The 22029-nt window shown below is 61.7% G+C and carries 21 protein-coding genes; 12 read left to right on the top strand and 9 right to left on the bottom strand.

What is annotated here, in order from left to right:
• Positions 1-279, top strand: a complete 279-nt coding sequence (locus ASE80_RS09700; protein WP_056858715.1) for a PTS transporter subunit EIIB — start codon at positions 1-3, stop codon at positions 277-279.
• A 134-nt stretch (positions 280-413) separates the two neighbouring features.
• Here the strand turns inward: ASE80_RS09700 and mltF are convergent, their stop codons facing one another.
• On the bottom strand, positions 414-1874 hold the full coding sequence (gene mltF, locus ASE80_RS09695) for a membrane-bound lytic murein transglycosylase MltF (RefSeq protein WP_056858714.1): 1461 nt from the start codon (positions 1872-1874) through the stop codon (positions 414-416).
• Between the two features lie 287 nt (positions 1875-2161).
• Between mltF and purL the strand changes: the two genes are divergently transcribed.
• From purL to ASE80_RS09665, 6 genes are all read left to right on the top strand, one after another.
• Positions 2162-6058 (top strand): phosphoribosylformylglycinamidine synthase, encoded by a 3897-nt coding sequence (gene purL, locus ASE80_RS09690; RefSeq protein WP_056858713.1) that lies wholly within the window; start codon positions 2162-2164, stop codon positions 6056-6058.
• A 4-nt stretch (positions 6059-6062) separates the two neighbouring features.
• Positions 6063-6374: a hypothetical protein gene (locus ASE80_RS09685; protein ID WP_056858712.1), complete on the top strand. Its 312-nt coding sequence runs from the start codon at positions 6063-6065 to the stop codon at positions 6372-6374.
• Positions 6375-6609: 235 nt separating this feature from the next.
• Complete coding sequence (locus ASE80_RS09680; protein ID WP_081321567.1) at positions 6610-7071, top strand: Rid family hydrolase; 462 nt, start codon at positions 6610-6612, stop codon at positions 7069-7071.
• A gap of 3 nt (positions 7072-7074) precedes the next feature.
• Positions 7075-7401, top strand: a complete 327-nt coding sequence (locus tag ASE80_RS09675) for a hypothetical protein (RefSeq protein WP_236708820.1) — start codon at positions 7075-7077, stop codon at positions 7399-7401.
• Positions 7385-7837 (top strand): hypothetical protein, encoded by a 453-nt coding sequence (locus ASE80_RS09670; protein WP_056858711.1) that lies wholly within the window; start codon positions 7385-7387, stop codon positions 7835-7837. The genes ASE80_RS09675 and ASE80_RS09670 overlap by 17 nt, the downstream gene beginning before the upstream one ends.
• 365 nt (positions 7838-8202) lie before the next feature.
• Positions 8203-8466 (top strand): DUF6124 family protein, encoded by a 264-nt coding sequence (locus tag ASE80_RS09665; protein WP_056858710.1) that lies wholly within the window; start codon positions 8203-8205, stop codon positions 8464-8466.
• A 183-nt stretch (positions 8467-8649) separates the two neighbouring features.
• Here the strand turns inward: ASE80_RS09665 and nagE are convergent, their stop codons facing one another.
• The 7 genes from nagE to ASE80_RS09630 all read right to left on the bottom strand — a co-directional run bounded on the left by nagE (position 8650) and on the right by ASE80_RS09630 (position 17152).
• On the bottom strand, positions 8650-10347 hold the full coding sequence (nagE, locus tag ASE80_RS09660; RefSeq protein WP_056858709.1) for an N-acetylglucosamine-specific PTS transporter subunit IIBC: 1698 nt from the start codon (positions 10345-10347) through the stop codon (positions 8650-8652).
• Between the two features lie 26 nt (positions 10348-10373).
• Positions 10374-12884 carry a phosphoenolpyruvate--protein phosphotransferase gene (ptsP, locus tag ASE80_RS09655; protein WP_056858708.1) on the bottom strand — a complete coding sequence of 837 codons (2511 nt, stop codon included), beginning with the start codon at positions 12882-12884 and terminating at the stop codon, positions 10374-10376.
• A 29-nt stretch (positions 12885-12913) separates the two neighbouring features.
• Positions 12914-13924, bottom strand: a complete 1011-nt coding sequence (locus ASE80_RS09650) for an SIS domain-containing protein (protein ID WP_056858707.1) — start codon at positions 13922-13924, stop codon at positions 12914-12916.
• Positions 13917-15023 carry an N-acetylglucosamine-6-phosphate deacetylase gene (gene nagA / locus ASE80_RS09645; RefSeq protein ID WP_056858706.1) on the bottom strand — a complete coding sequence of 369 codons (1107 nt, stop codon included), beginning with the start codon at positions 15021-15023 and terminating at the stop codon, positions 13917-13919. Before nagA ends, ASE80_RS09650 begins: the two co-directional genes overlap by 8 nt.
• 10 nt (positions 15024-15033) lie before the next feature.
• Entirely contained in the window at positions 15034-15792 is a 759-nt protein-coding gene (locus tag ASE80_RS09640; protein ID WP_056858705.1) for a GntR family transcriptional regulator, read from the bottom strand.
• A gap of 271 nt (positions 15793-16063) precedes the next feature.
• Positions 16064-16567, bottom strand: coding sequence for a L,D-transpeptidase family protein (locus tag ASE80_RS09635; RefSeq protein ID WP_056858704.1), 504 nt, complete (start codon positions 16565-16567; stop codon positions 16064-16066).
• Positions 16568-16603: 36 nt separating this feature from the next.
• Complete coding sequence (locus ASE80_RS09630) at positions 16604-17152, bottom strand: NUDIX hydrolase (protein WP_056858703.1); 549 nt, start codon at positions 17150-17152, stop codon at positions 16604-16606.
• A gap of 146 nt (positions 17153-17298) precedes the next feature.
• Between ASE80_RS09630 and ASE80_RS09625 the strand changes: the two genes are divergently transcribed.
• The 5 genes from ASE80_RS09625 to purT all read left to right on the top strand — a co-directional run bounded on the left by ASE80_RS09625 (position 17299) and on the right by purT (position 20555).
• Positions 17299-17901 (top strand): CoA pyrophosphatase, encoded by a 603-nt coding sequence (locus ASE80_RS09625; protein ID WP_056858702.1) that lies wholly within the window; start codon positions 17299-17301, stop codon positions 17899-17901.
• 35 nt (positions 17902-17936) lie between these two features.
• The gene (locus ASE80_RS09620) at positions 17937-18461 is read left to right on the top strand and encodes a gamma carbonic anhydrase family protein (RefSeq protein WP_056858701.1); all 525 of its coding nucleotides are present in this window, start codon (positions 17937-17939) and stop codon (positions 18459-18461) included.
• Positions 18458-18673 carry a DUF1289 domain-containing protein gene (locus ASE80_RS09615; protein ID WP_056858700.1) on the top strand — a complete coding sequence of 72 codons (216 nt, stop codon included), beginning with the start codon at positions 18458-18460 and terminating at the stop codon, positions 18671-18673. The genes ASE80_RS09620 and ASE80_RS09615 overlap by 4 nt, the downstream gene beginning before the upstream one ends.
• Positions 18674-18836: 163 nt before the next feature.
• Positions 18837-19304, top strand: coding sequence for a VUT family protein (locus ASE80_RS09610; protein ID WP_056858699.1), 468 nt, complete (start codon positions 18837-18839; stop codon positions 19302-19304).
• Positions 19305-19373: 69 nt separating this feature from the next.
• Positions 19374-20555, top strand: a complete 1182-nt coding sequence (purT, locus tag ASE80_RS09605; protein WP_014719785.1) for a formate-dependent phosphoribosylglycinamide formyltransferase — start codon at positions 19374-19376, stop codon at positions 20553-20555.
• Positions 20556-20599: 44 nt separating this feature from the next.
• Here the strand turns inward: purT and ASE80_RS09600 are convergent, their stop codons facing one another.
• On the bottom strand, positions 20600-21910 hold the full coding sequence (locus ASE80_RS09600; protein ID WP_056858698.1) for an MFS transporter: 1311 nt from the start codon (positions 21908-21910) through the stop codon (positions 20600-20602).
• Between the last annotated feature and the right edge of the window lie 119 nt (positions 21911-22029).

Below are 22029 nucleotides of genomic sequence, written 5' to 3'. Positions count from 1 at the left end.
ATGTTCGAGAAATTGCAAAGGGCGTTCTGGAAGGCCCTGACTCCGGATCTGATTGCCGAAACGGTGGTGGCGCCGGCGCAGGGCTTGTTGTCGACCGAGGTGCTGAACGCATTGGGCGGTGTGGATAACCTCAAGTCGCAACAGCGCGTGGCACTGACGCGGGTGCGGGTGCAGTTGCAGGATGCGGGGCGGCTGGATGCGCAGGCGCTGAAGGCGGCGGGTGTTGCGGGGGTGATGGTGTTAACGGGCGGGGTCGTGCATCTGCTCACCGGCCTATAAAACGACGAGGATCAACTGTGGGAGCGGGCTTGCTCGCGAAGAGGGAGTGCCAGTCACTGAATGTATCGACTGACACACCGCTTTCGCGAGCAAGCCCGCTCCCACATTAGTTTTGTGGCGTTTATAGAGATTATTTACAACTGCGGGTTATCTTCCGGCGGCTTGGTCTTGTCGATGCCCGGCACGTGCAGGTTGCCTTCCACCACCTGGTTGCCTTCCAGCTGCGGCTGGGTCACCCAAGTGAGAATGTCGTAATACCGCCGGATGTTCGCGACAAAATGCACCGGCTCACCACCGCGCGCATAACCGTAGCGGGTCTTGCTGTACCACTGCTTCTGCGACAGGCGCGGCAGCATCTTCTTCACGTCCAGCCACTTGTTCGGGTTCAGGCCGTCTTTCTTGGCCAGCGTGCGCGCGTCTTCCAGGTGGCCGGTGCCGACGTTATAGGCGGCGAGGGCGAACCAGGTGCGGTCCGGCTCGGCAATGCTGTCGTCCAGCTCATCCTTGATCTTGGCCAGGTACTTGGCGCCGCCCATGATGCTTTGCCTGGCGTCCAGGCGGTTGGACACGCCCATCGCCTGGGCCGTGTTCTGGGTCAACATCATCAGGCCGCGCACGCCGGTCTTGGAGGTGACGGCCGGTTGCCACAGCGATTCCTGATAGCCGATGGCCGCCAATAGGCGCCAGTCGACCTTTTCTTCCTTGGCGTAGGTGCGAAAGTGTTTCTCGTACTTGGGCAGGCGTTGCTGCAAATGCTGGGCGAAGGTGTAGGCGCCCACATAGCCGAGTACATCGACATGCCCGTAGTAACGGTCTTTAAGCCGCTGCAGGGTGCCGTTTTTCTCGACCTTGTCCAGGTAGCTGTTGATCTCGTTGAGCAGGCTGTTGTCTTCCCCCGGCGCCACGGCCCAGCTCTGGTTGCTGGCATTGCCGAGGTCGAAGGCCACGCGCACGTTGGGGAAGTACACCTGGTTCATGGCCACTTCGTTGGAGTCCACCAGGGTCAGGTCGATCTGGCCCTCGTCCACCATGCGCAGCAGGTCCACGACCTCAACGGCGTCGGACTCTTCGTATTCAATCGCAGGGTTCTGCTTTTTAAGCGCGGCCAATTGCTCGGCGTGGGTGCTGCCCTTGAGCACCATGATCTTCTTGCCCACCAGGTCTGCCGGGCCGGTCGGGCGCGACTGGCCATTGCGGTAGATGATCTGCGGCGTGACTTCCAGGTACGGATGGGAGAAACGCACCTGCTGGGCGCGCTGCTCGCTGCTGACTAAACCTGCGGCCGCCAGAACCGGACCATTGGGTTTGCCCAACTGGCCGAACAGGTCATCCAGGTTGTCGGCGGTCTCGATTTCCAGCTTCACGCCCAGGTCATCGGCAAAACGCTTGACCAGTTCATACTCGAAACCGGTTTCACCGTTGCGGTCCTGGAAATACGTGGCCGGGCTGTTCCGGGTAATCACCCGCAATACGCCATCCTCCTTGATTCGCTCGAGCGTGCTGGGCTTGTCAACACAGGCGCTGAGCATCAGGAAGAGTCCGGTTGCGATCAGCCATTTGGCGCATCGCGGGCGTAAAGCAGTAGGGGAGAACATCTGCGCAGTATACGCAAACGGCCCTCGGCGCCATATCTCGACAGCAGCGGACTTGTCTGCTAGCACCCGCAAAACCTGCCTGCAGCCCGCAGAAACGTGGGTTCGCGAGGGTTTGTGACGGTTAAAATAACTGCGCGCCAACCCCAGGATTTCGCCCCGAAAGCGTGCAATCGCTGCCAACTGACGTTCGGCAGCGGCCAGCCGTGCCGTTTCGGGTGCCGTTGGCGCAGGTTTACGCTAGAATGCACGGCCTCAAAGCACACCCCCTTCCCGAGGCTGTCCCGAAGATGTTGATCCTGCGCGGCGCTCCTGCCCTTTCTGCCTTTCGCCACAGCAAACTCCTTGAGCAACTGAGCCAAAAGGTTCCAGCGGTTACAGGCTTGTATGCTGAATTTGCTCACTTCGCCGACGTTACCGGCGTCTTGACCGCCGACGAACAGCAAGTGCTCGCACGCCTTCTGAAGTACGGCCCCAGCGTTCCCGTTCAAGAGCCCACCGGCCGCTTGTTCCTGGTTCTGCCGCGGTTCGGCACCATCTCGCCCTGGTCGAGCAAGGCCAGCGACATCGCCCGTAACTGCGGCCTGTCGAGCATCCAGCGCCTTGAGCGTGGCATCGCCTTCTATGTGGCTGGCCAGTTCAGCGACGCTGAAGCCGAGCTGATCGCCAGCAGCCTGCACGACCGCATGACCCAGATCATCGTCAGCCAGCTGGAACAGGCCGCCGGCCTGTTCAGCCACGCCGAGCCCAAGCCGCTCACCGCGATTGACGTGCTCGGCGGTGGCCGCGCCGCCCTCGAGAAGGCCAACACCGAACTGGGCCTGGCGCTCGCCGAAGACGAGATCGACTACCTGGTCGACGCCTTCAACGGCTTGAAGCGCAACCCGCACGACATCGAACTGATGATGTTTGCGCAGGCCAACTCCGAGCATTGCCGTCACAAGATCTTCAACGCCAGTTGGGACATTGACGGCGAAAGCCAGGAAAAAAGCCTGTTCGGCATGATCAAAAACACCTACGTGATGCACAGCGAAGGCGTTCTGTCGGCTTATAAGGACAACGCTTCGGTGATCGTCGGCTCCGTTGCCGGCCGTTTCTTCCCGGACCCTGAAACCCGCCAGTACGGCGCGGTGCAGGAGCCGGTGCACATCCTCATGAAGGTTGAGACCCACAACCACCCGACCGCGATTGCCCCGTTCCCGGGCGCAGCCACAGGTTCGGGCGGCGAAATCCGTGACGAAGGCGCCACCGGCCGTGGCGCCAAGCCAAAGGCTGGCCTCACCGGTTTCACTGTGTCCAACCTGCAGATCCCGGGCTTTGAACAGCCGTGGGAAGTGCCATACGGCAAGCCTGAGCGCATCGTTACCGCACTCGACATCATGATCGAAGGCCCGCTGGGCGGCGCCGCGTTCAACAACGAGTTCGGGCGCCCGGCACTCACCGGCTACTTCCGTACATTTGAACAATCCATCACCACCCCGCGTGGCGATGAAGTGCGCGGTTACCACAAGCCAATCATGTTGGCCGGCGGCATGGGCAACATCCGCGAAGAACACGTCAAGAAAGGCGAGATTCTGGTCGGCTCCAAGCTGATCGTCCTCGGCGGCCCGGCGATGTTGATCGGCCTGGGCGGCGGTGCAGCATCCTCCATGGCCACCGGCACCAGCTCGGCAGACCTGGATTTTGCTTCCGTACAGCGCGAAAACCCGGAAATGGAACGCCGCTGCCAGGAAGTCATCGACCGTTGCTGGCAGTTGGGTGACAAGAACCCGATCAGCTTCATCCACGACGTCGGCGCCGGCGGTTTGTCCAACGCCTTCCCCGAGCTGGTCAACGATGGCGACCGTGGTGGCCGTTTCGAACTGCGCAACATTCCAAACGACGAGCCGGGCATGGCCCCGCACGAAATCTGGAGTAACGAATCCCAGGAACGCTACGTACTGGCCGTTGGCCCTGAAGACTTCGCACGCTTCCAGGCCATCTGCGAACGTGAGCGTTGCCCGTTTGCCGTGGTCGGCGAAGCCACTGCCGAACCACAGCTGACGGTCACCGACAGCCACTTCGGCAACAGCCCGGTCGACATGCCACTGGAAGTGCTGCTGGGCAAAGCCCCGCGTATGCACCGCTCCGCCGTGCGCGAAACCGAGCTGGGCGATGACTTCGACCCAAGCACGCTGGAACTGGCCGACAGCATCGAACGCGTGCTGCACCACCCGGCCGTGGCGAGCAAAAGCTTCCTGATCACCATTGGCGACCGCACCATCACCGGCCTGGTGGCCCGTGACCAAATGGTTGGCCCATGGCAAGTGCCGGTGGCCGACGTTGCCGTCACCGCCACCAGCTTTGACGTGTACACCGGTGAAGCCATGGCCATGGGCGAGCGTACGCCGCTGGCCCTGCTGGACGCCCCGGCGTCGGGCCGTATGGCCATTGGTGAAACCCTCACCAACATCGCCGCATCGCGCATCGGCAAGCTGTCCGACATTAAGCTGTCGGCCAACTGGATGTCCGCTGCCGGTCACCCAGGTGAAGATGCGCGCCTGTACGACACCGTCAAGGCTGTCGGCATGGAGCTGTGCCCGGAACTGGGTATCACCATTCCGGTGGGCAAGGACTCCATGTCCATGGCCACCCGTTGGAACGAAGACGGCACCGACAAGAGCGTCACCTCGCCGCTGTCGCTGATCGTGACCGGTTTTGCACCGGTCACCGACATCCGCCAGACCCTGACCCCGCAACTGCGCATGGACAAGGGCACCACCGATCTGATCCTGATCGACCTGGGCCGTGGCCAGAACCGCATGGGCGCCTCGATCCTCGCGCAAACCCACGGCAAACTCGGCAAGCACGCGCCGGACGTGGATGACGCCGAAGACCTCAAAGCCTTCTTCGCCGTGATCCAGGGCCTGAACGCCGACGGCCACCTGCTGGCTTACCACGACCGTTCCGACGGCGGTTTGCTGACCAGCGTTGTCGAAATGGCATTTGCCGGTCACTGCGGCTTGAACATCGTGCTCGACAGCGTTGCCGAGGATGCCGCCGAAATCAACGGCATCCTGTTCAACGAAGAGTTGGGCGCGGTGATCCAGGTTCGCCAGGACGCGACTCCAGACGTACTCGCTCAATTCAGCGCCGCCGGCCTGGACGACTGCGTGGCGGTGATCGGCCAGCCGATCAACAATGGCGAAATCAACATCTCGTTCAATGGCGATACCGTGTTTGCCGGCCAGCGTCGCTTGCTGCAACGCCAGTGGGCCGAGACCAGCTACCAGATCCAGCGCCTGCGTGATAACGCCGACTGCGCCGAGCAGGAATTCGACGTGATCCTGGAAGAAGACAACCCGGGCCTGAGCACCAAGCTCAGCTTCGACGTCAACCAGGACATCGCTGCGCCCTACATCAAGAAAGGCATTCGCCCACAAGTTGCCGTACTGCGTGAGCAGGGTGTCAACGGCCAGGTGGAAATGGCGGCCGCGTTCGACCGTGCCGGCTTTAATGCGATCGACGTGCACATGAGCGATATCCTCGCCGGTCGCGTTGACCTCAATGAGTTCAAAGGCCTGGTCGCCTGCGGCGGTTTCTCCTATGGCGACGTGCTGGGTGCCGGTGAAGGCTGGGCCAAATCGGCCTTGTTCAACAGCCGTGCCCGTGATGCGTTCCAGGGCTTCTTCGAGCGCAACGACAGCTTCACTCTGGGTGTGTGCAACGGTTGCCAGATGATGTCCAACCTCAGCGAACTGATCCCGGGCAGCGAGTTCTGGCCGCACTTTGTGCGCAACCGTTCCGAGCAGTTCGAAGCCCGTGTTGCCATGGTGCAGGTGCAAGAGTCCAACTCGATCTTCCTGCAAGGCATGGCCGGTTCGCGCATGCCAATCGCCATCGCCCACGGTGAAGGCCACGCGGAATTCTCCAGCGAAGAAGCCTTGCTCGAAGCCGACCTGTCCGGTTGCGTGGCGATGCGTTTCGTCGACAACCACGGCAAGGTCACCGAAAGCTACCCCGCCAACCCGAACGGCTCGCCGCGCGGGATCACCGGCCTTACCAGCCGCGACGGCCGCGTGACCATCATGATGCCGCACCCGGAGCGTGTGTTCCGCGCCGTGCAGAACTCGTGGCGCCCGGAAGAGTGGAACGAAGACGGCGCCTGGATGCGCATGTTCCGCAACGCTCGCGTGTGGGTGAACTAAGGCGGTGTACAAGCTTGCCTTCTTTGTGCCCGCCAGCCATGTGGAGACGGTGAAAACCGCCGTCTTCGCAGCCGGTGGCGGGCGTATCGGCGACTACGACAGCTGCGCCTGGCAAGTGCTGGGCCAGGGCCAATTCCGCGCGTTGGACGGCAGCCAGCCGTTTATCGGGCAGGTGGGCCAGGTTGAAGTGGTTGAAGAATGGAAGGTTGAGCTGGTGGTGGCCGATGAGTTGATTGTGGCGGTTGTGGCTGCGCTCAAGCTGAGCCATCCGTATGAAACACCGGCTTATGAGGTGTGGCAGCTGGCGGACTTTTGATGTGCCGGCTGTGAAATACAAAACCCGCTGGGCCATGACGGACAGCGGGTTTTTTGTGCCTGGAATAAAGCCTTTTGGGTAAGGATTTCTGAGCGCAGAAACCGGAAAGCCCTTACAGAGGCGCTGTCGCCAGGGCGGATAGTGTGCTGCTGGGCTGGAGAGCCAGAGACAGCGCGCCCGCATACGTGAGCGTGTGGATGTCCAGGGCTTAGACCCAGCAGCAAGGTGTCCTTTCATGAAGATAGTGCAGTGGATTGCAGGCGGTACGCTGGCGGCCTTATTGGTTGGCGTCGGTGGCGCGTGGGCCGGTAAGCCCGAGGCCAAGGGTAACGTCCAGTTCTACGATTCGGGGCGTTTTAACCTGCCGTTTTCCGACGGCGTGCGAGTAGGCAATGTGTTCTACACCGCAGGTGAAATCGGCGACGCTCACGGCTCCGATAAAGTGGTGCCAGGCGGCATCGTACCGGAATCGCGCCAGGCGATTGAAAACATCAAAACCACGCTGGCGGCCAACGGCTACGAGCTCAAGGATGTGGTCAAGTGCACCGTGTTCCTGGCCGATATCAAAGAGTGGCCAGCCTTCAACGAAGTGTACAAAGAGTATTTCAAAAAGCCGTACCCGGCTCGCAGCGCCTTCGGCGGTAACCAGCTCGCCTGGGATGCCCGCATGGAAATCGAGTGCATTGCGGCGAAGTGATGGTTGAGTTGTGAATACAAGAAACCCGCTGGGCCGGTTTGGTCAGCGGGTTTTTTGCTGTTTGTAAGGGCCAATCGCAGGCAAGCCAGCTCCCACAGTTGGCGCGTTGTCTGTATCGATATTGCGATCTCCAAATTGGGCAGAGCTACGGATCAGGATGTAAGCGACATCATGGCGTTGCTCAGGGCAGGCTTTATCCTTGCCACTGAGTTCCGTCGATTGGCATTGCAGGCGATTGATATGTATGTTGGCAACAAAGAATCACCTGTATCCATTCTGACCAATATTCTGCACGACTACCTGGAGACTGAAGTTGACGAAGCCTTTTAACGCGCCCGTCCTCTCATCCGCCTTGGATACGCTGGTCAAAAGCCCTTTGAATCAGGCTGATGATGCGGCGCTTGTCTGTGCAGCAAAAGCGGTTTGGTACTCGGACGCGAACCTTGTGGGCGAGGTGAGGGCTTTTCTTAAGGCACATTCCAGTGAGGTGGAGGTTCGCCGCGCAGGTTACTTGCTTGAGCGCTTCACGCGCTTTTCATGTGCGACGGATTCCCGGGTGATGGAAGCGTTAAAGGCGCTCGAATTGTTTTCGGCTTCTGCTGCCAAGCAAAACGTGCAACCACAAGGCGCTGTTGCGCTGCGCAGCCGTCGTGATGAACTGGCGGTGTCTTGGGGGTTGAGTGAGGGGCTGGGTTTGAAGGCTCAAGCGCTGATGCCTTTCCAGACTCGCCATTACGAAGCCGAACAGCGTGCGGCGTCTGCTTAGGCGTAGATTACAAACAAAGAACCCGGCTTGGACCGGGTTTTTTATTGTCTGCGATATCTTCAAGTCTCGGAGATTTCCCACAGGGCTTTCAGGTTGTCCCTAGGAACTCACCTTATTAACCTTTGCCAGTCGCTGCCAATTCAGCGATCGGGACTGCAAGCCCGCCGAAAGCTCACCAGTTACTCCTAAGCGCCTTTATAATTGCGGCGCTTTTTCATGGTCGTCATTTATGGCGGCTGTGTGCGGGAGACCTTCGGGTCTACCGAGGTGCTGGTGGGACTCGGTCTTGCAGGCCCGCGCACAGCTGCCACCCATCATCTGCAAGTGATGCTGGTAGTTCCTAAACTCTCACTAGGAAACACACCATGATCAAAGACAGTCCAAATCCCCCATCTGATTCTCAGCCCACCGATCAAATCTTCTCCGTACTCCCCAACCTGAACAGCGAAACCCTGCTCGCCAATGCCTCCCAAGACCTGGCATCACTTCAAGCACTGGCAGGCAATCTGGCTTTTGACATCGACGGCCCGCAGCGTGATGCGGTGCTGGGGATTCATCGGATGCTGGAAGGTATTCAGTTGATGGTGGATCGGGTGTTGGATCTATTTGAGGTGCCTGAGCAGAAGTAATCAGGCGCCTGTAAGGGCCAATCGCAGGCAAGCCAGCTCCCACATTGATCGTTCCCACGCTCCGCGTGGGAATGCATCCTGTGACGCTCCGCGTCACCCTTGTGCAGGGCTTGAGCCATGCGCGACGGCTTGGACGCGGAGCGTCCGGGGCGGCATTCCCACGCAGAGCGTGGGAACGATCGGTCAGGCGTTGATTGGGCGGGTAACCAGTCGCTCCAGTGCTTCACCCAATCCAGTGGCCTTGTCACCAATCAACAAATGCCAAACCCCGCTGTCCAGTTGGCTCACACCCTGGCAACCCAGCGCAGTCAGGTCCGCTTCAGACAGCACTGAATCATCGCCCAGCTCCACCCGCAACCGGGTCATCGCTACCGCTTCCAGCTGGCGCACATTCGCGCGGCCACCCAAGGCACTCAGCCACTTCTCGGCTTCCTGCACATTCACTGCAACCGGCTTATCCACAGGCTGGGCGGCCACTGGCGCACTGGCAACAAACGATGGCATCGCCAGGCGAATCTCATCGGCAATGCTGTCGGCCATCGGCCCCACCACCACCTGCAAACTCCCGCCGTTACCCGGCCGAACCACGGCCATGGCGCCCAGTGCTTTCAACTGCGCATCCACCGCTTTGTTGCGATCCACCATGTCCAGGCGCAGACGTGTAGTGCACGCGCCGACACTCAGCAGGTTTTCTGCACCGCCCAGTGCCTGGATATAAGCCGTGGCCCGCTGGTTATCCGTCATCACCTCAGCCTGCACCACCTGGATGTCTTCACGCCCCGGTGTTTTCAGGTTGAACCGGCGAATGCAGTAGTTGAACACGCTGTAGTAGATCACCGCGTAAGCCAACCCCACCGGCAATACCAGCCAGCCATTGGTGGACTTGCCCCAACCGAGCACCATGTCGATAAAACCACCGGAGAAGGTAAAGCCCAGGTGGATATTGAGCATATTGGTCACGGCCATCGACAGGCCGGTGAGCACCGCGTGGATCAGGTACAAAAACGGCGCAAGGAACATGAACGCGAACTCGATCGGCTCGGTCACGCCCGTGAGGAAGGACGTCAGCGCCATCGACAGGAAAATCCCGCCCATGACCTTGCGCCGTTCCGGCAGTGCATTGCGGTACATCGCCAGGCACGCGGCGGGCAGGCCGAACAGCATGACCGGGAACATGCCGGTCATGAACTGGCCGCCTTTCGGGTCGCCGGCAAAATAACGGGTCAGGTCGCCGGTGACGATGGCGCCGGTGGTTGGGTCGGTAAAGCTGCCGAACACAAACCACGCCATGTTGTTGAGGATATGGTGCAGGCCGGTGACGATCAGCAGGCGGTTGAACACGCCAAACACGAATGCGCCAAAGCTGCCGCTTTCCATCAGCAGCACGCCGAAACTGTTGATGCCGTGCTGAATCGGCGGCCAGATCAGGCCGAAGATTACCCCCAGAGCGACCGCCGAAAACCCGGTGACAATCGGCACAAACCGTCGCCCACCAAAGAAGGCCAGGTACTCCGGCAGCTTGATGTCCTTGAAGCGGTTATACAGCCCACCGGCCATCAAGCCGCTGGCGATACCGGCGAGCATGCCCATGTTGATGGTGGTGTCCATCACCTTGAGCGTGGAGATCATCACCAGGTAACCAATCGCCCCGGCCAAACCCGCCGTGCCGTTATTGTCGCGGGCAAAACCCACGGCAATACCGATGGCGAAGATCAGCGCCAGGTTGGCGAAAATTGCTTGCCCGGCATCGTGCATCACCGCGATGTTCAAAAGATCGGTGTCGCCCAGGCGCAGCAAGAGGCCGGCGATCGGCAGAATCGCGATCGGCAGCATCAGCGCACGGCCGAGGCGTTGCAGGCCTTCGATGAAATGTTGGTACATGGCGTGTCTCCCTATTCTTGTTGTTTTCAGCTCAGCGGCCAGTGGTGTTGACAGGCTTGGCGAACGGCCTTGGCGCTGCTCAGGTCGAGCAGGTCTTGGCTCAATTGCCGGCATTGCGCCGCGTACAGGTGGCGGACGCGGTCCTTGATTTCTCCGATTTGCAGCGGGCTGACCGACAGTTCACTCACACCCAGGCCAACCAGCACCGGCGTGGCCAGCGGGTCGGACGCCAGGGCGCCGCACACACCCACCCAACGCCCATGCCTGGCGGCGCCTGCGCAGGTGTGCGCGATCAAGCGCAGCAGCGCCGGGTGCAAGGCATCCACCCGTGCGGCGAGGCCCGCGTGGTCGCGGTCCATGGCCAGGGTGTACTGGGACAGGTCATTGGTGCCGATGGATAAAAAGTCCGCGTGTTCGGCGAGTTGTTCGGCCATCAGCGCAGCGGCGGGCACTTCGATCATCACCCCCAGTTCCGGGCGCTGGGTCAGTTCCAGCTCGGCGCAGAGTTCATCCAGGCGCTGGCGGATTTGCAGCAGTTCATCCACCTCGCTGACCATCGGCAGCAGGATGCGGCAACGCGCCAGCGGCGACACTTGCAGCAGCGCGCGCAGTTGCTGGTCGAGCACGTCCGGGCGCACCTGGGCCAGGCGAATGCCGCGCAGGCCCAGCACCGGGTTGGCCTCAACCGGCAACGGCAGGTAGTCGAGCTGTTTGTCGCCGCCCACGTCGATGGTGCGGATGATCACCGACTTGTCGCCCATGGCATCCAGCACGGCCTGGTAGGCCTGGCGCTGCTCTTGCTCGTCCGGCGCGGTGCGACGGTCGACAAACAGGAATTCGGTGCGCAGCAGGCCTACACCATCGGCGCCGTTTTCAAACGCCACTTGGGCCTCGGCACTGGAGGCGACATTGGCCGCCACTTCAATGCTCACGCCATCGCGGGTGTGCGCCGCTTGCCGGGCTTGGGCCTGTTGTTGCTGACGGCGCAGTTTTTGCGCATCGCGAATCTGGTGCACTTCGGCGTGGCGCGCGTCGCTGGGCGCCAGTTCCAGGCGACCGTTGGCCGCGTCCAGCACCACGCGTTGGCCTTGGGGCACGTCGAGCACTTCGGCGCCCAGCGCGACCACACAGGGCAAGCCTTTGCCTCGGGCCAAAATCGCGACGTGGGACGTTGCGCCGCCTTCGGCCATGCAAATACCCACGGCGTTTTGTGCGCTCAGTTGCAGCAGGTCGGAGGGGGTCAGTTCATGGGCGCTGACAATCGCGCCGGCCGGCAATTCGAAGTGCCAGGTTTCGCCCAACAGCGCGCGCAGCACCCGTTGTTGCAGGTCGCGCAGGTCGTTGGCACGTTCGGCAAACAGCGGTTTGCCCAACGCCAGCAACACCGCGCATTGCGCCTGGATCGCATCGCGCCAGGCGTGGGTGGCGGCGCTGCCTTGCTCGATGGCACCGGTGGCGGCGTCCAGCAGGGTGGGGTCTTCCAGCAGCGCCAGGTGGGCGGCGAAGATCTCTTCTTCTTCGACGTTCTTGCGTTGGCGTGCATGTTCCAAAGTGCTGCGGATTTCGCCGCGCACGTGCTCCAGCGCGGTGTCCAGGCGCTGCAGCTGTTCGTCGGCGACATGCTTGCCCGTGTCTTGCGGCAGTTCGATACCGGTGAGGCGAAACAGCGGCCCACAGACTAGGCCGGGCGCGGCGCACACGCCTTGCAACACGCCGGCTTCGGTGTTCGCCCGACGCGGAGCCACGGCTACCGGCGCGTGGTGTTCTTCACTCACTGCAACCGAGAGTGCGGCCACCAACGCTTGCAGCGCCGCCTCGCAATCCGTGCCGCGACAGGTGATGCGCACTTCATCACCTTCACCAATGCCCAACCCCATCAAGCCAATCAGGCTGTCGCACGGCGCCGACTTGCCGGCGAAGTGCAGCTCTGCATGGCAGTTGAACCCTTGCGCGGCCTTGCGCACCAGCGCGGCGGGGCGGGCATGCAAGCCGCCACGGTGGGTAATGCGCACGCTGGCACGCACTTCGGTGACCGAGTTATCCACAGCCGCCTGCAACGGCGCTGCCGAGCGCGCAACAATGTGCAGCAACGGCTCACCCACCTTGACGATTTTTCCTGCCACCGGCCGTAGCTCAAAACCCTCGCCATTGGTCAGGATGATCAGGCTGACCAGGCTTTTGCACTGGCGCGCAATGCGGTCCAGATCAAACTGCACCAACGCCTGGCCCTGGCTCACCCGTGCGCCTTCCTTGACCAGCAGGGCAAAACCTTCGCCGTTCAATTCCACGGTGTCGATGCCCACGTGCATCAGCATTTCGGCGCCGTTGTCGGCGCGAATCGTCAGTGCATGCCCGGTGCGCGCAACGTGGATGATCACGCCATCACAGGGCGCGTGCAGGCAGTCGTTCAACGGGTCGATGGCAATACCGTCGCCCATGGCGCCACTGGCGAACACTTCATCGGGAACGTTGCCCAGGCTCAGCACCGGGCCACTGAGTGGGGCGCTTAGGGTCAATTCATTATTGTTGTAGGACATGGGCACGGTACTCATCAGGAAAACGCGACTCAGTGAGTGCGGGTAACTTTGCTCAGGTGGCGCGGCTGGTCCGGGTCCATGCCCCGGGCCTCCGCCAGGCCTGCGGCCATCACGTAGAAGCTTTGGATCGCCAGGATCGGGTCCAGGCTCGGGTGTTCGGCGCGGCTCAGGGTCAGGTCGCGTTCGACGATATCGTCCGGCGCGGCCAGCAGCACGCGGGCGCCGCGTTGACGCATATCGGCGGCCAGGCTCAGCAGCCCGGCTTGTTCGGCGCCGCGTGGGGCGAACACCAGCAGTGGGTAGTTTTCATCGATCAAGGCCATCGGCCCGTGGCGCACCTCGGCGCTGCTGAAGGCTTCGGCCTGGATTGCCGAGGTTTCCTTGAGCTTGAGCGCGGCTTCCTGGGCGATGGCAAAACCGGCGCCACGGCCGATCACTATCAGGCGTTGGCTGCCGCGCAGGGCTTCGATGGCAGGCGTCCAGTCCTGGGTGGCGGCTTCGCGCAAACCGTCGGGCAAGGCCTGGCAGGCTTGCAGCAGCAACAGGTCCTGGTTCCAGTGGCCGATCAACTGCGCGCTGGCGCTTAAAGTGGCGATAAAGCTTTTGGTCGCGGCGACACTCTGCTCCGGCCCGGCACACAGTGGCACATGGAATTCACACGCGGCTTCCAGTGGTGAGTCTTCGGCGTTGACCATCGAAATGCTCAAAACCCCGCGTTTGCGCAGCAGGCGCAGGCTGTTGACCAAATCCGGGCTTTGCCCCGACTGGGAGAAACCGAACGCCACCTGGCCGCTGACCTTTAACGGCGCTTGCAGCAGGGTCACCACCGACATCGGCAACGACGCCACCGGAATGCCCACATGCTGCATGGCCAGATAGGCAAAGTAACTGGCGGCATGGTCCGAACTGCCACGGGCGACGGTCATCGCCACTTGCGGTGGCTGGCGGCGCAGGCGCCCGGCAACTTCCTCCAGCATCGGGTTGAGGCGCTGCAGTTGTGCCTCCACGGCGTCACAGGAGGCCAGGGCCTCTTCAAGCATTTTTGAAGTCAATGGTTTCTCCTTCGACCATTACGTCGGTGAGTGTCAGGGAGCGGTCCAAACGCACGCAGTCGGCAAAGCTGCCGGGTTGCAGGCGCCCGCGTTCTTCGAGGCCCAAATAGTCCGCAGGAAACTGCGACAGGCGTTGTGAGGCTTCGCTGATGGGCAGGCCGATTTTCACCAGGTTGCGCAGCGCCTGGTCCATGGTCAGGGTGCTGCCGGCCAGGGTGCCGTCGGCCAGGCGCACGCCGCCCAGGCATTTGGTGACGGTGTGGCTGCCCAGCTTGTATTCGCCGTCGGGCATGCCGGCGGCGGCGGTGGAATCGGTGACGCAGTACAGGCACGGGATCGAGCGCAGCGCCACGCGTATGGCGCCGGGATGCACGTGCAGCAAATCCGGGATCAATTCTGCGTACTTGGCGTGGGCCAACGCGGCGCCGACGATGCCGGGTTCGCGGTGATGCAGCGGGCTCATGGCGTTATACAAATGCGTGAAACTGGTGGCGCCGGCGGCGAGGGCAGCGACGCCTTCTTCGTAGCTGCCCAGGGTGTGGCCGATTTGCATGCGCACGCCGCGTTCGCTGAGGGCGCGGATCAAGGCATCGTGGCCGGCGATTTCCGGGGCGATGGTGATCACCCGGATCGGCGCCAGGCGCAGGTAGGCTTCCACTTCGGCCATCAATGCGGTGTGGGCAAAGTTGGGCTGCGCGCCGAGTTTTCCCGGGTTGATGTAGGGGCCTTCCAGGTGTACGCCGAGGACCCGGGCGCTGCCTGTAGGACGCTGCTCGCAGAACGTGCCGAGTTCGCCGAGCACGCGGGAGATTTCATCCACCGGCGCTGTCATGGTGGTAGCCAGCAGCGAGGTCGTGCCAAAGCGCACGTGGGTGCGGGTGATGGTCTCGAAGGCGTCGGTACCTTCCATGATGTCTTTGCCGCCACCGCCGTGAACGTGCAGGTCAATAAAGCCTGGCAGCAGGTAGGGCAGGTCATTGTCGCTCGGGTCGCATGGCGTGCCTTCGATGGCGACCACCTTGCCGTGTTCGTGCACCAGGCGGCCGCGAATCCAGCCGCCGGGCGTGAGGATGTTGTCTTCGGACATGGGCAGTTCTCTAAACTCGCGGTTCAGCGGAGTAGTCATTGCGGCGCAGCTCTGCGACGAAGTCGTAGTAGTCGTTGCGGCAGTAGGTGTCGGTGATTTCAATCGGCGTGTTGTCGGCGGTGAAGCCGACCCGGGTCATCAGCAGCATGGCGGTGCCCGGTGCAATGCCGACCAGCTTGGCGAATTCATCGCAGGCATTGATCGCCTGGATATGTTGCAGTGCGCGCACCACCGGTTTGCCGATGCTTTCCAGGTATTCGTACAGCGAATTGCCGATGGCTTGCGGGTTTGGCAGCACGGAGGCGGGCATCGCGGTCATTTCAATTGCCATCACGGTGTCGTCAGCCTTACGCAGGCGTTTGAGCCGCGCCACTTTGTCGGTCGGCGACAGGCCCAGGCGGATCAGTTCTTCGTGGGTCGGCGGGGTGATGTCGCGCTCCAGCCACTGGGACGTGGGCCCAAAGCCCTTGAGCCGCAACATCTCGCTGAACCCCGACAGGCGCGACAGCGGTTGCTCCAGACGCGGGGTGATAAAGGTCCCGGAACCCTGGCTGCGGCGAATCAAGCCTTGGGCAAACAGCACTTCCAGGGCTTTGCGCGCGGTGACGCGGGAAATATTCAGTTGCTCACTAAGGACCCGTTCCGACGGCAAGGCCTGTTCGGATTTCCACTCGCCGGCATGGATCGCCGCTTCCAGTTTGCGGGCCAATTGCAGGTACAGCGGCGTGGACTGTTTGTCGTCGGGGCGCAGCGCCAGTATGGGATTCATCTGTCAGGTTTCCGATGCGTTATTGGAGTGTTGTCGCCCGGTATTGGCCGAAAATTAATACCACTTAAATACCATGTCAATGCAGCGAAAACAGTGCAGCAGCCTGTTTCAGCGCACATTAAGGGTGCCTGGTATCAAGTGGTATTAGAGAGGTCTTGAGTGCGCGCAGAATTGCGCAGCCCGCGCAGTGAACTGGTATTCACCGGCAGGCGCTGCCGTGAGCAGGATTTTTTTTGAATTATTTTTGACTTATTTTACGAGCGGTAGGTGATTACGGCCGAATCTCGATCAGGGTGCCGTCTTTGACCAGGTTCCAGACTTCGCGCATGTCCACGTTGCGCATGCCGATGCAACCGTCGGTCCAGTCCAGGGTGTGGAACCACTGTTCCGGGTATTCCTCGGTGTCGGGGGTGCCGTGGATCATGATCATGCTGCCCGGTTTCACGCCCTCGCGGCGCGCGCGGGCCGAGTCGCTGATATTGGGGTAGGAGATGTGCATGGCCAGGTTGAAGCGGTCGCTGGTCTTGCGCCAGTCGATCCAGTAGAAACCCTCTGGCGTGCGACGGTCGCCTTCCATCAATTTGGTGCCCTTGGGGTTTTTGCCGAGCGAGATGCGGTAGGTCTTGAGCGGTTTGCCGTCATTGATCAGTTGCAACTGATGGGCGGACTTGAGCACCAGGATTTTCTCGACCGGTTTGCCGCCGAGGGTTTCCACCGTGGAGGCGCAAGACAGGCTGGCGAACGACAGGCAGATCAGAGCGAGCAACCAACGCATTAAAACGGTTTCCCTTGTAGAAGGTGCTGCCTGGAGTTATTTGGCTGGCCGCGTCATCGGCGGCACCGACTCGCTGCGCACCGGGAACAGCTGTTGCCTGCGGTCAGCGAAGAAGCATTCTAAGGTACGCCCGACCGTGCGGAAAGCCAGCTCGGACCAAGGGATGTCGGCTTCCTCGAACAGCTTCACTTCAAGGCTTTCAGGGCCTGCGGCGAAGTCCAGGTCAACCAGCTCGGCGCGGTAGAAGATATGCACCTGGCTGATGTGCGGCACATCGATCAGGGTATAGATGCTCAGGTTGCGCACGCGGGCGCAGGCTTCTTCCAGGGTTTCGCGGGCGGCGGCCTGCTCCACGGTTTCGCCGTTTTCCATAAAGCCTGCGGGCAGGGTCCAGTAACCCAGGCGCGGTTCGATGGCGCGACGGCACAGCAGCACTTTGTCGCCCCACACCGGCACGGTGCCGGCAACGATATTGGGGTTCTGGTAATGAATGGTCGAGCAGTGATCACACACGTAGCGCAGGCGGCCGTCGCCTTCGGGAATGCGTTGGGTAACCGGTTTACCGCACTGGCTGCAGAAATTCATGCTGGGGTTCCTGGAAAGTGCGCCTATCTTGGCTCGGTGGGCAGGGCCCTGCAAGTTGTCGTTTAGCGACACGCCAGTGGTTTTGGGGTTGGGCGCCCGCCTGCTTTGGTGCATGATGCATGGTAGCCAACAGATCGAGATGACTCATGCTGGACGAGCTACTTCGCCGGGTAAGCAATCACACCCCCCACACGTTGGAAACCGATGGGCGTTTCCCCGAGGCCGCGGTGTTGGTGCCGATTACCCGCAGCGACGAACCCGAACTGATCCTGACCCTGCGCGCCAGCGGCCTGTCGACCCACGGTGGCGAAGTGGCGTTTCCCGGCGGGCGACGTGACCCCGAAGACCCGGACCTGATTTTTACTGCGTTGCGCGAAGCCGAAGAAGAAATCGGCCTGCCGCCCGGTCTGGTGGAAGTGATCGGCCCGTTAAGCCCGTTGATTTCCCTGCACGGTATTCGGGTTACGCCCTACGTCGGTGTGATCCCCGATTACGTCGAATACCTGGCCAACGATGCCGAGATCGCCGCCGTGTTCAGCGTGCCGCTGGAGTTTTTCCGCCAGGACCCGCGCGAACACACGCATCGCATCGATTACCAGGGTCGCAGTTGGTATGTGCCCAGTTATCGGTTTGGTGAATACAAGATCTGGGGTCTGACGGCGATCATGATTGTCGAGCTGATCAACCTGCTCTATGACGACGCCCAGATCAGCCTGCACCAGCCGCCTAAAAGCTTTATCAATATCTAAGCCATCGTTTGAATGGCCAGCCGTGAGGACACACCATGAAATACCGCCTGGGCGACGCCCGCGTCGAGACGCACCCGCACAGCTGGGTGGCGCCGAATGCCACGCTGGTCGGCAAGGTCAAGCTGGAAGAGGGCGCCAACGTCTGGTTCAACGCGGTATTGCGTGGCGATAACGAACTGATCCTGATCGGCAAGAACAGCAATGTGCAAGACGGCAGCGTGATGCACACCGACATGGGCTACCCGCTGACCCTGGGCACCGGCGTGACCATCGGCCATAACGCCATGCTGCACGGCTGCACCGTCGACGACTACAGCCTGATCGGCATCAACGCGGTGATCCTCAATGGCGCCAGGATCGGCAAACATTGCATCATCGGCGCCAACTCGCTGATTGGCGAAGGTAAGGAAATCCCCGATGGCTCGCTGGTGATGGGCTCGCCGGGCAAGGTGGTACGTGAGCTGACCGAGGCGCAGAAGCGCATGCTCGAAGCCAGCGCCGCGCACTATGTGCATAACGCGCAGCGCTATGCGCGTGACCTGGCTGAGCAGGAAGAATGAACCCGGTTGAACGCCCCGTCGCCTCGCCGTGCGTGAGCATTTGTGCGCTGGACGATGACGACATTTGTACCGGCTGCCAGCGTACGGTGGATGAAATTACGCGCTGGAGCCGCATGGACAATGCCGAGCGCCGGGGGGTGCTGGGGTTGTGCCATGAGCGGGCGATGGCGAGTGGGTTGGTGTGGATGGTTCCGGGCAAATCTGGCGCCTGACAGACCGCTTTCGCGAGCAAGCCCGCTCCCACATTTGACCGCGTATAGCCTGTAGGAATGCGGTCAAAATGTGGGAGCGGGCTTGCTCGCGAAGAGGCCCTCCCAGACGACATATTTCCAAATGTGAAGTACCCTGTGCCCCTTGCCCACAGGTCCTCGCCCCATGCTCTTCCTGATCGCCTACATCAGCAGCGTCGTGCTGATCAACTTCGCTTTCTCCACCGCTCCGCACCTGGATGTCATCTGGTCCGCCTGGGGTGGCCTGGTGTTTATCCTGCGCGACATGGTGCAAACCCGCTTCGGCCATGGCGCGATCATCGCCATGCTGGCGGCGCTGGTGCTGTCGTACATCACCTCCGACCCGTCCATCGCCCTGGCCAGCGCCACGGCGTTTGCGGTGTCCGAGTGCATCGACTGGCTGGTGTTCAGCATCACCAAGCGCCCGCTGCACGACCGCCTGTGGATAAGTTCGGCGCTGAGCATTCCCCTTGATACCTTTATCTTCTTCGGCCTGATCGGCGCGCTCACACCGGCAGTGGCCGGCACCGCGCTGGTGTCGAAATTTGCCGGGGTCACGGTGGTGTGGCTGATCATGGCCTGGCGCATGCGCAAACGGGCTGTCGCCAACTGAGGCCAATTTTTACAGTTCATGTAAAATGCCGGCCTTTCTCCCCATGATCCGCTCCCCTGAGGACCTGAGATGACCCGAATCGGAACTCCATTGTCGCCAACCGCGACCCGCGTTTTGCTGTGTGGCTGCGGTGAGCTGGGCAAGGAAGTGGTAATCGAACTGCAACGCCTGGGCGTTGAAGTGATTGCCGTGGATCGCTACGCCAACGCACCGGCCATGCAGGTGGCGCACCGCAGCCACGTGATCAACATGCTCGACGGCGCCGCCCTGCGTGCCGTGATCGAGGCCGAAAAGCCGCACTTCATCGTGCCGGAAATCGAAGCCATCGCCACTGCAACGCTGGTGGAACTGGAAGCCGAAGGCTTCACCGTGATCCCGACCGCGCGCGCCACCTCGCTGACCATGAACCGCGAAGGCATTCGCCGCCTGGCCGCCGAAGAACTGGACCTGCCGACCTCGCCGTACCACTTCGCCGATACCTTCGAAGACTACAGCAAGGCCGTGCAAGACCTGGGCTTCCCGTGTGTGGTCAAGCCGGTGATGAGTTCGTCGGGCAAGGGCCAAAGCCTGCTGCGCAGCACCGACGATGTGCAAAAAGCCTGGGATTACGCCCAGGAAGGCGGGCGTGCCGGCAAAGGCCGCGTGATCATCGAAGGCTTTATCGACTTCGACTACGAAATCACCCTGCTGACCGTGCGCCACATCGGCGGCACCACGTTCTGTGCGCCAGTGGGCCACCGTCAGGAGAAGGGCGACTATCAGGAATCCTGGCAGCCGCAAGCCATGAGCCCGATTGCCCTGGCTGAATCCGAGCGTGTTGCCAAAGCCGTGACCGAGGCGTTGGGTGGCCGTGGCCTGTTCGGCGTGGAGTTGTTCATCAAGGGCGATCAGGTGTGGTTCAGCGAAGTCTCGCCGCGCCCCCATGACACCGGTTTGGTGACCCTGATTTCCCAGGACCTGTCGCAGTTCGCGCTGCACGCGCGCGCCATCCTGGGCCTGCCGATTCCGTTGATCCGCCAGTTCGGGCCTTCGGCTTCGGCGGTGATTCTGGTGGAAGGGCAGTCGACTCAGACGGCATTCGCCAACCTCGGTGCGGCCTTGAGCGAGCCGGACACGGCGCTGCGTTTGTTTGGCAAGCCGGAAGTGAATGGCCAGCGCCGCATGGGCGTGGCGTTGGCACGGGATGAGTCGATCGAGGCTGCCCGAGCTAAAGCGACCCGAGCTTCCAAGGCTGTTGTTGTAGAGCTGTAAACCCAACCCGATCGTTCCCACGCTCTGCGTGGGAACGATCGGCTTCAGGTTACCTTGTTCAAATCATTATCCCGCGTCTCTTTCAGGCACAGCACAGCAATCAAGCTGAGCAACGCCGCCGCCGACACATACCCGCCGACATAACTCAGCCCACCCATCGCCACCAGCTTGGTTGCGAAAAACGGTGCGGCCGACGCGCCGACAATCCCACCGAGGTTATACGCCGCCGAAGCGCCGGTATAACGCACGCGGGTCGGAAACAGCTCCGGCAGCATGGCGCCCATCGGGGCAAACGTGATGCCCATCAGGAACAGTTCCAGCGCCAGGAACAACGCCACCGCCCAGGTTGAACCGTGGGTCAGCAGCGGCTCCATGGTGAAACCCGACAAAATCGCCAGCACCGCGCCGACGATCAGCACCGGCTTGCGCCCGTAGCGGTCGCTGGCCAAGGCTGCCAGCGGCGTGGCCAACCCCATGAACAGCACCGCAAAGCACAGCAAACCGAGGAACATCTCACGGCTGTAGCCCAGGGTCGAAACCCCGTAGCTCAGGGAAAACGCGGTGGTGATGTAAAACAGCGCATAGCACACCACCATCGATGCGGCGCCCAGCAGTACCGGCAGCCAATGCTGGCTGAACAGCTCTACCAGCGGCACTTTCACCGGCGCCTCTTTGGCCACGGCATTGGCGAATACCGGGGTTTCGTGCAGCTTGAGCCGCGCATACAGGCCGACCATCACCAGCGCTGCGCTGAGGATGAACGGGATACGCCAGCCCCAACTGCGGAACTGCTCGTCGTTGAGGCTCATGGCCAGGATCAGGAACAGGCCGTTGGCCGCCAAAAAGCCAATCGAAGGGCCCAGTTGCGGGAACATGCCAAACCAGGCGCGCTTGCCTTTGGGCGCATTCTCGGTGGCCAGCAACGCCGCGCCGCCCCATTCGCCGCCAAGGCCCAGGCCCTGGCCGAAGCGCAGCACACACAACAGGATCGGCGCCCAGGCCCCGATGCTGTCATAACCCGGCAGCAAACCGATCAGCGTGGTGCACACGCCCATCAACAGCAGCGAGGCCACCAGCGTGGATTTGCGCCCGATGCGGTCGCCAAAGTGGCCGAACAGCGCCGAACCCAGCGGGCGGGCGATAAAGGCGATACCGAAGGTCAGGAACGACGCCAGCATCTGCGCGGTGCCGGAGGTCTGCGGGAAGAACACCGGGCCAATCACCAGTGCGGCAGCGGTGGCGTAGATATAGAAGTCGTAGAACTCGATGGCGGTGCCGACGATGCTCGCCGTGGCGACCCGTGCGGTCGAGTTGAGCGGGGCGGCGGTGGCGGCCTCGTTATAGGTGGTGCTCATTGAGGTATCCCTGACGGTCATTGCGCGTTTTTACGCGGATTTTTATTGGTCGAACACCCATGGATCAGGGTTGTAAGCGGGGCGGCTCGGGATGGGAGCAAACACCGGTCAGACAGGTA

Source organism: Pseudomonas sp. Leaf15, from assembly GCF_001421425.1.
GTDB lineage: Bacteria > Pseudomonadota > Gammaproteobacteria > Pseudomonadales > Pseudomonadaceae > Aquipseudomonas > Aquipseudomonas salomonii.
Note: the sequence above shows the minus strand (reverse complement) of the source record. Positions and strands in the feature narration are given on the sequence as shown.

Excerpts from the sequence above, each read along its gene's own strand:
- ASE80_RS09640 (WP_056858705.1), bottom strand. The coding sequence starts at position 15,792 with ATGAATCCCATACTGGCGCTGCGCCCCGACGACAAACAGTCCACGCCG.
- nagE (WP_056858709.1), bottom strand. The coding sequence starts at position 10,347 with ATGTACCAACATTTCATCGAAGGCCTGCAACGCCTCGGCCGTGCGCTG.
- purT (WP_014719785.1), top strand. The coding sequence starts at position 19,374 with ATGACCCGAATCGGAACTCCATTGTCGCCAACCGCGACCCGCGTTTTG.
- ASE80_RS09610 (WP_056858699.1), top strand. The coding sequence starts at position 18,837 with ATGCTCTTCCTGATCGCCTACATCAGCAGCGTCGTGCTGATCAACTTC.
- ASE80_RS09665 (WP_056858710.1), top strand. The coding sequence starts at position 8,203 with ATGATCAAAGACAGTCCAAATCCCCCATCTGATTCTCAGCCCACCGAT.
- ASE80_RS09600 (WP_056858698.1), bottom strand. The coding sequence starts at position 21,910 with ATGAGCACCACCTATAACGAGGCCGCCACCGCCGCCCCGCTCAACTCG.
- ASE80_RS09620 (WP_056858701.1), top strand. The coding sequence starts at position 17,937 with ATGAAATACCGCCTGGGCGACGCCCGCGTCGAGACGCACCCGCACAGC.
- nagA (WP_056858706.1), bottom strand. The coding sequence starts at position 15,023 with ATGTCCGAAGACAACATCCTCACGCCCGGCGGCTGGATTCGCGGCCGC.
- purL (WP_056858713.1), top strand. The coding sequence starts at position 2,162 with ATGTTGATCCTGCGCGGCGCTCCTGCCCTTTCTGCCTTTCGCCACAGC.
- ASE80_RS09615 (WP_056858700.1), top strand. The coding sequence starts at position 18,458 with ATGAACCCGGTTGAACGCCCCGTCGCCTCGCCGTGCGTGAGCATTTGT.
- ASE80_RS09650 (WP_056858707.1), bottom strand. The coding sequence starts at position 13,924 with ATGCTTGAAGAGGCCCTGGCCTCCTGTGACGCCGTGGAGGCACAACTG.
- ASE80_RS09635 (WP_056858704.1), bottom strand. The coding sequence starts at position 16,567 with ATGCGTTGGTTGCTCGCTCTGATCTGCCTGTCGTTCGCCAGCCTGTCT.
- ASE80_RS09630 (WP_056858703.1), bottom strand. The coding sequence starts at position 17,152 with ATGAATTTCTGCAGCCAGTGCGGTAAACCGGTTACCCAACGCATTCCC.
- ASE80_RS09680 (WP_081321567.1), top strand. The coding sequence starts at position 6,610 with ATGAAGATAGTGCAGTGGATTGCAGGCGGTACGCTGGCGGCCTTATTG.
- ASE80_RS09625 (WP_056858702.1), top strand. The coding sequence starts at position 17,299 with ATGCTGGACGAGCTACTTCGCCGGGTAAGCAATCACACCCCCCACACG.
- ASE80_RS09700 (WP_056858715.1), top strand. The coding sequence starts at position 1 with ATGTTCGAGAAATTGCAAAGGGCGTTCTGGAAGGCCCTGACTCCGGAT.
- ptsP (WP_056858708.1), bottom strand. The coding sequence starts at position 12,884 with ATGTCCTACAACAATAATGAATTGACCCTAAGCGCCCCACTCAGTGGC.
- mltF (WP_056858714.1), bottom strand. The coding sequence starts at position 1,874 with ATGTTCTCCCCTACTGCTTTACGCCCGCGATGCGCCAAATGGCTGATC.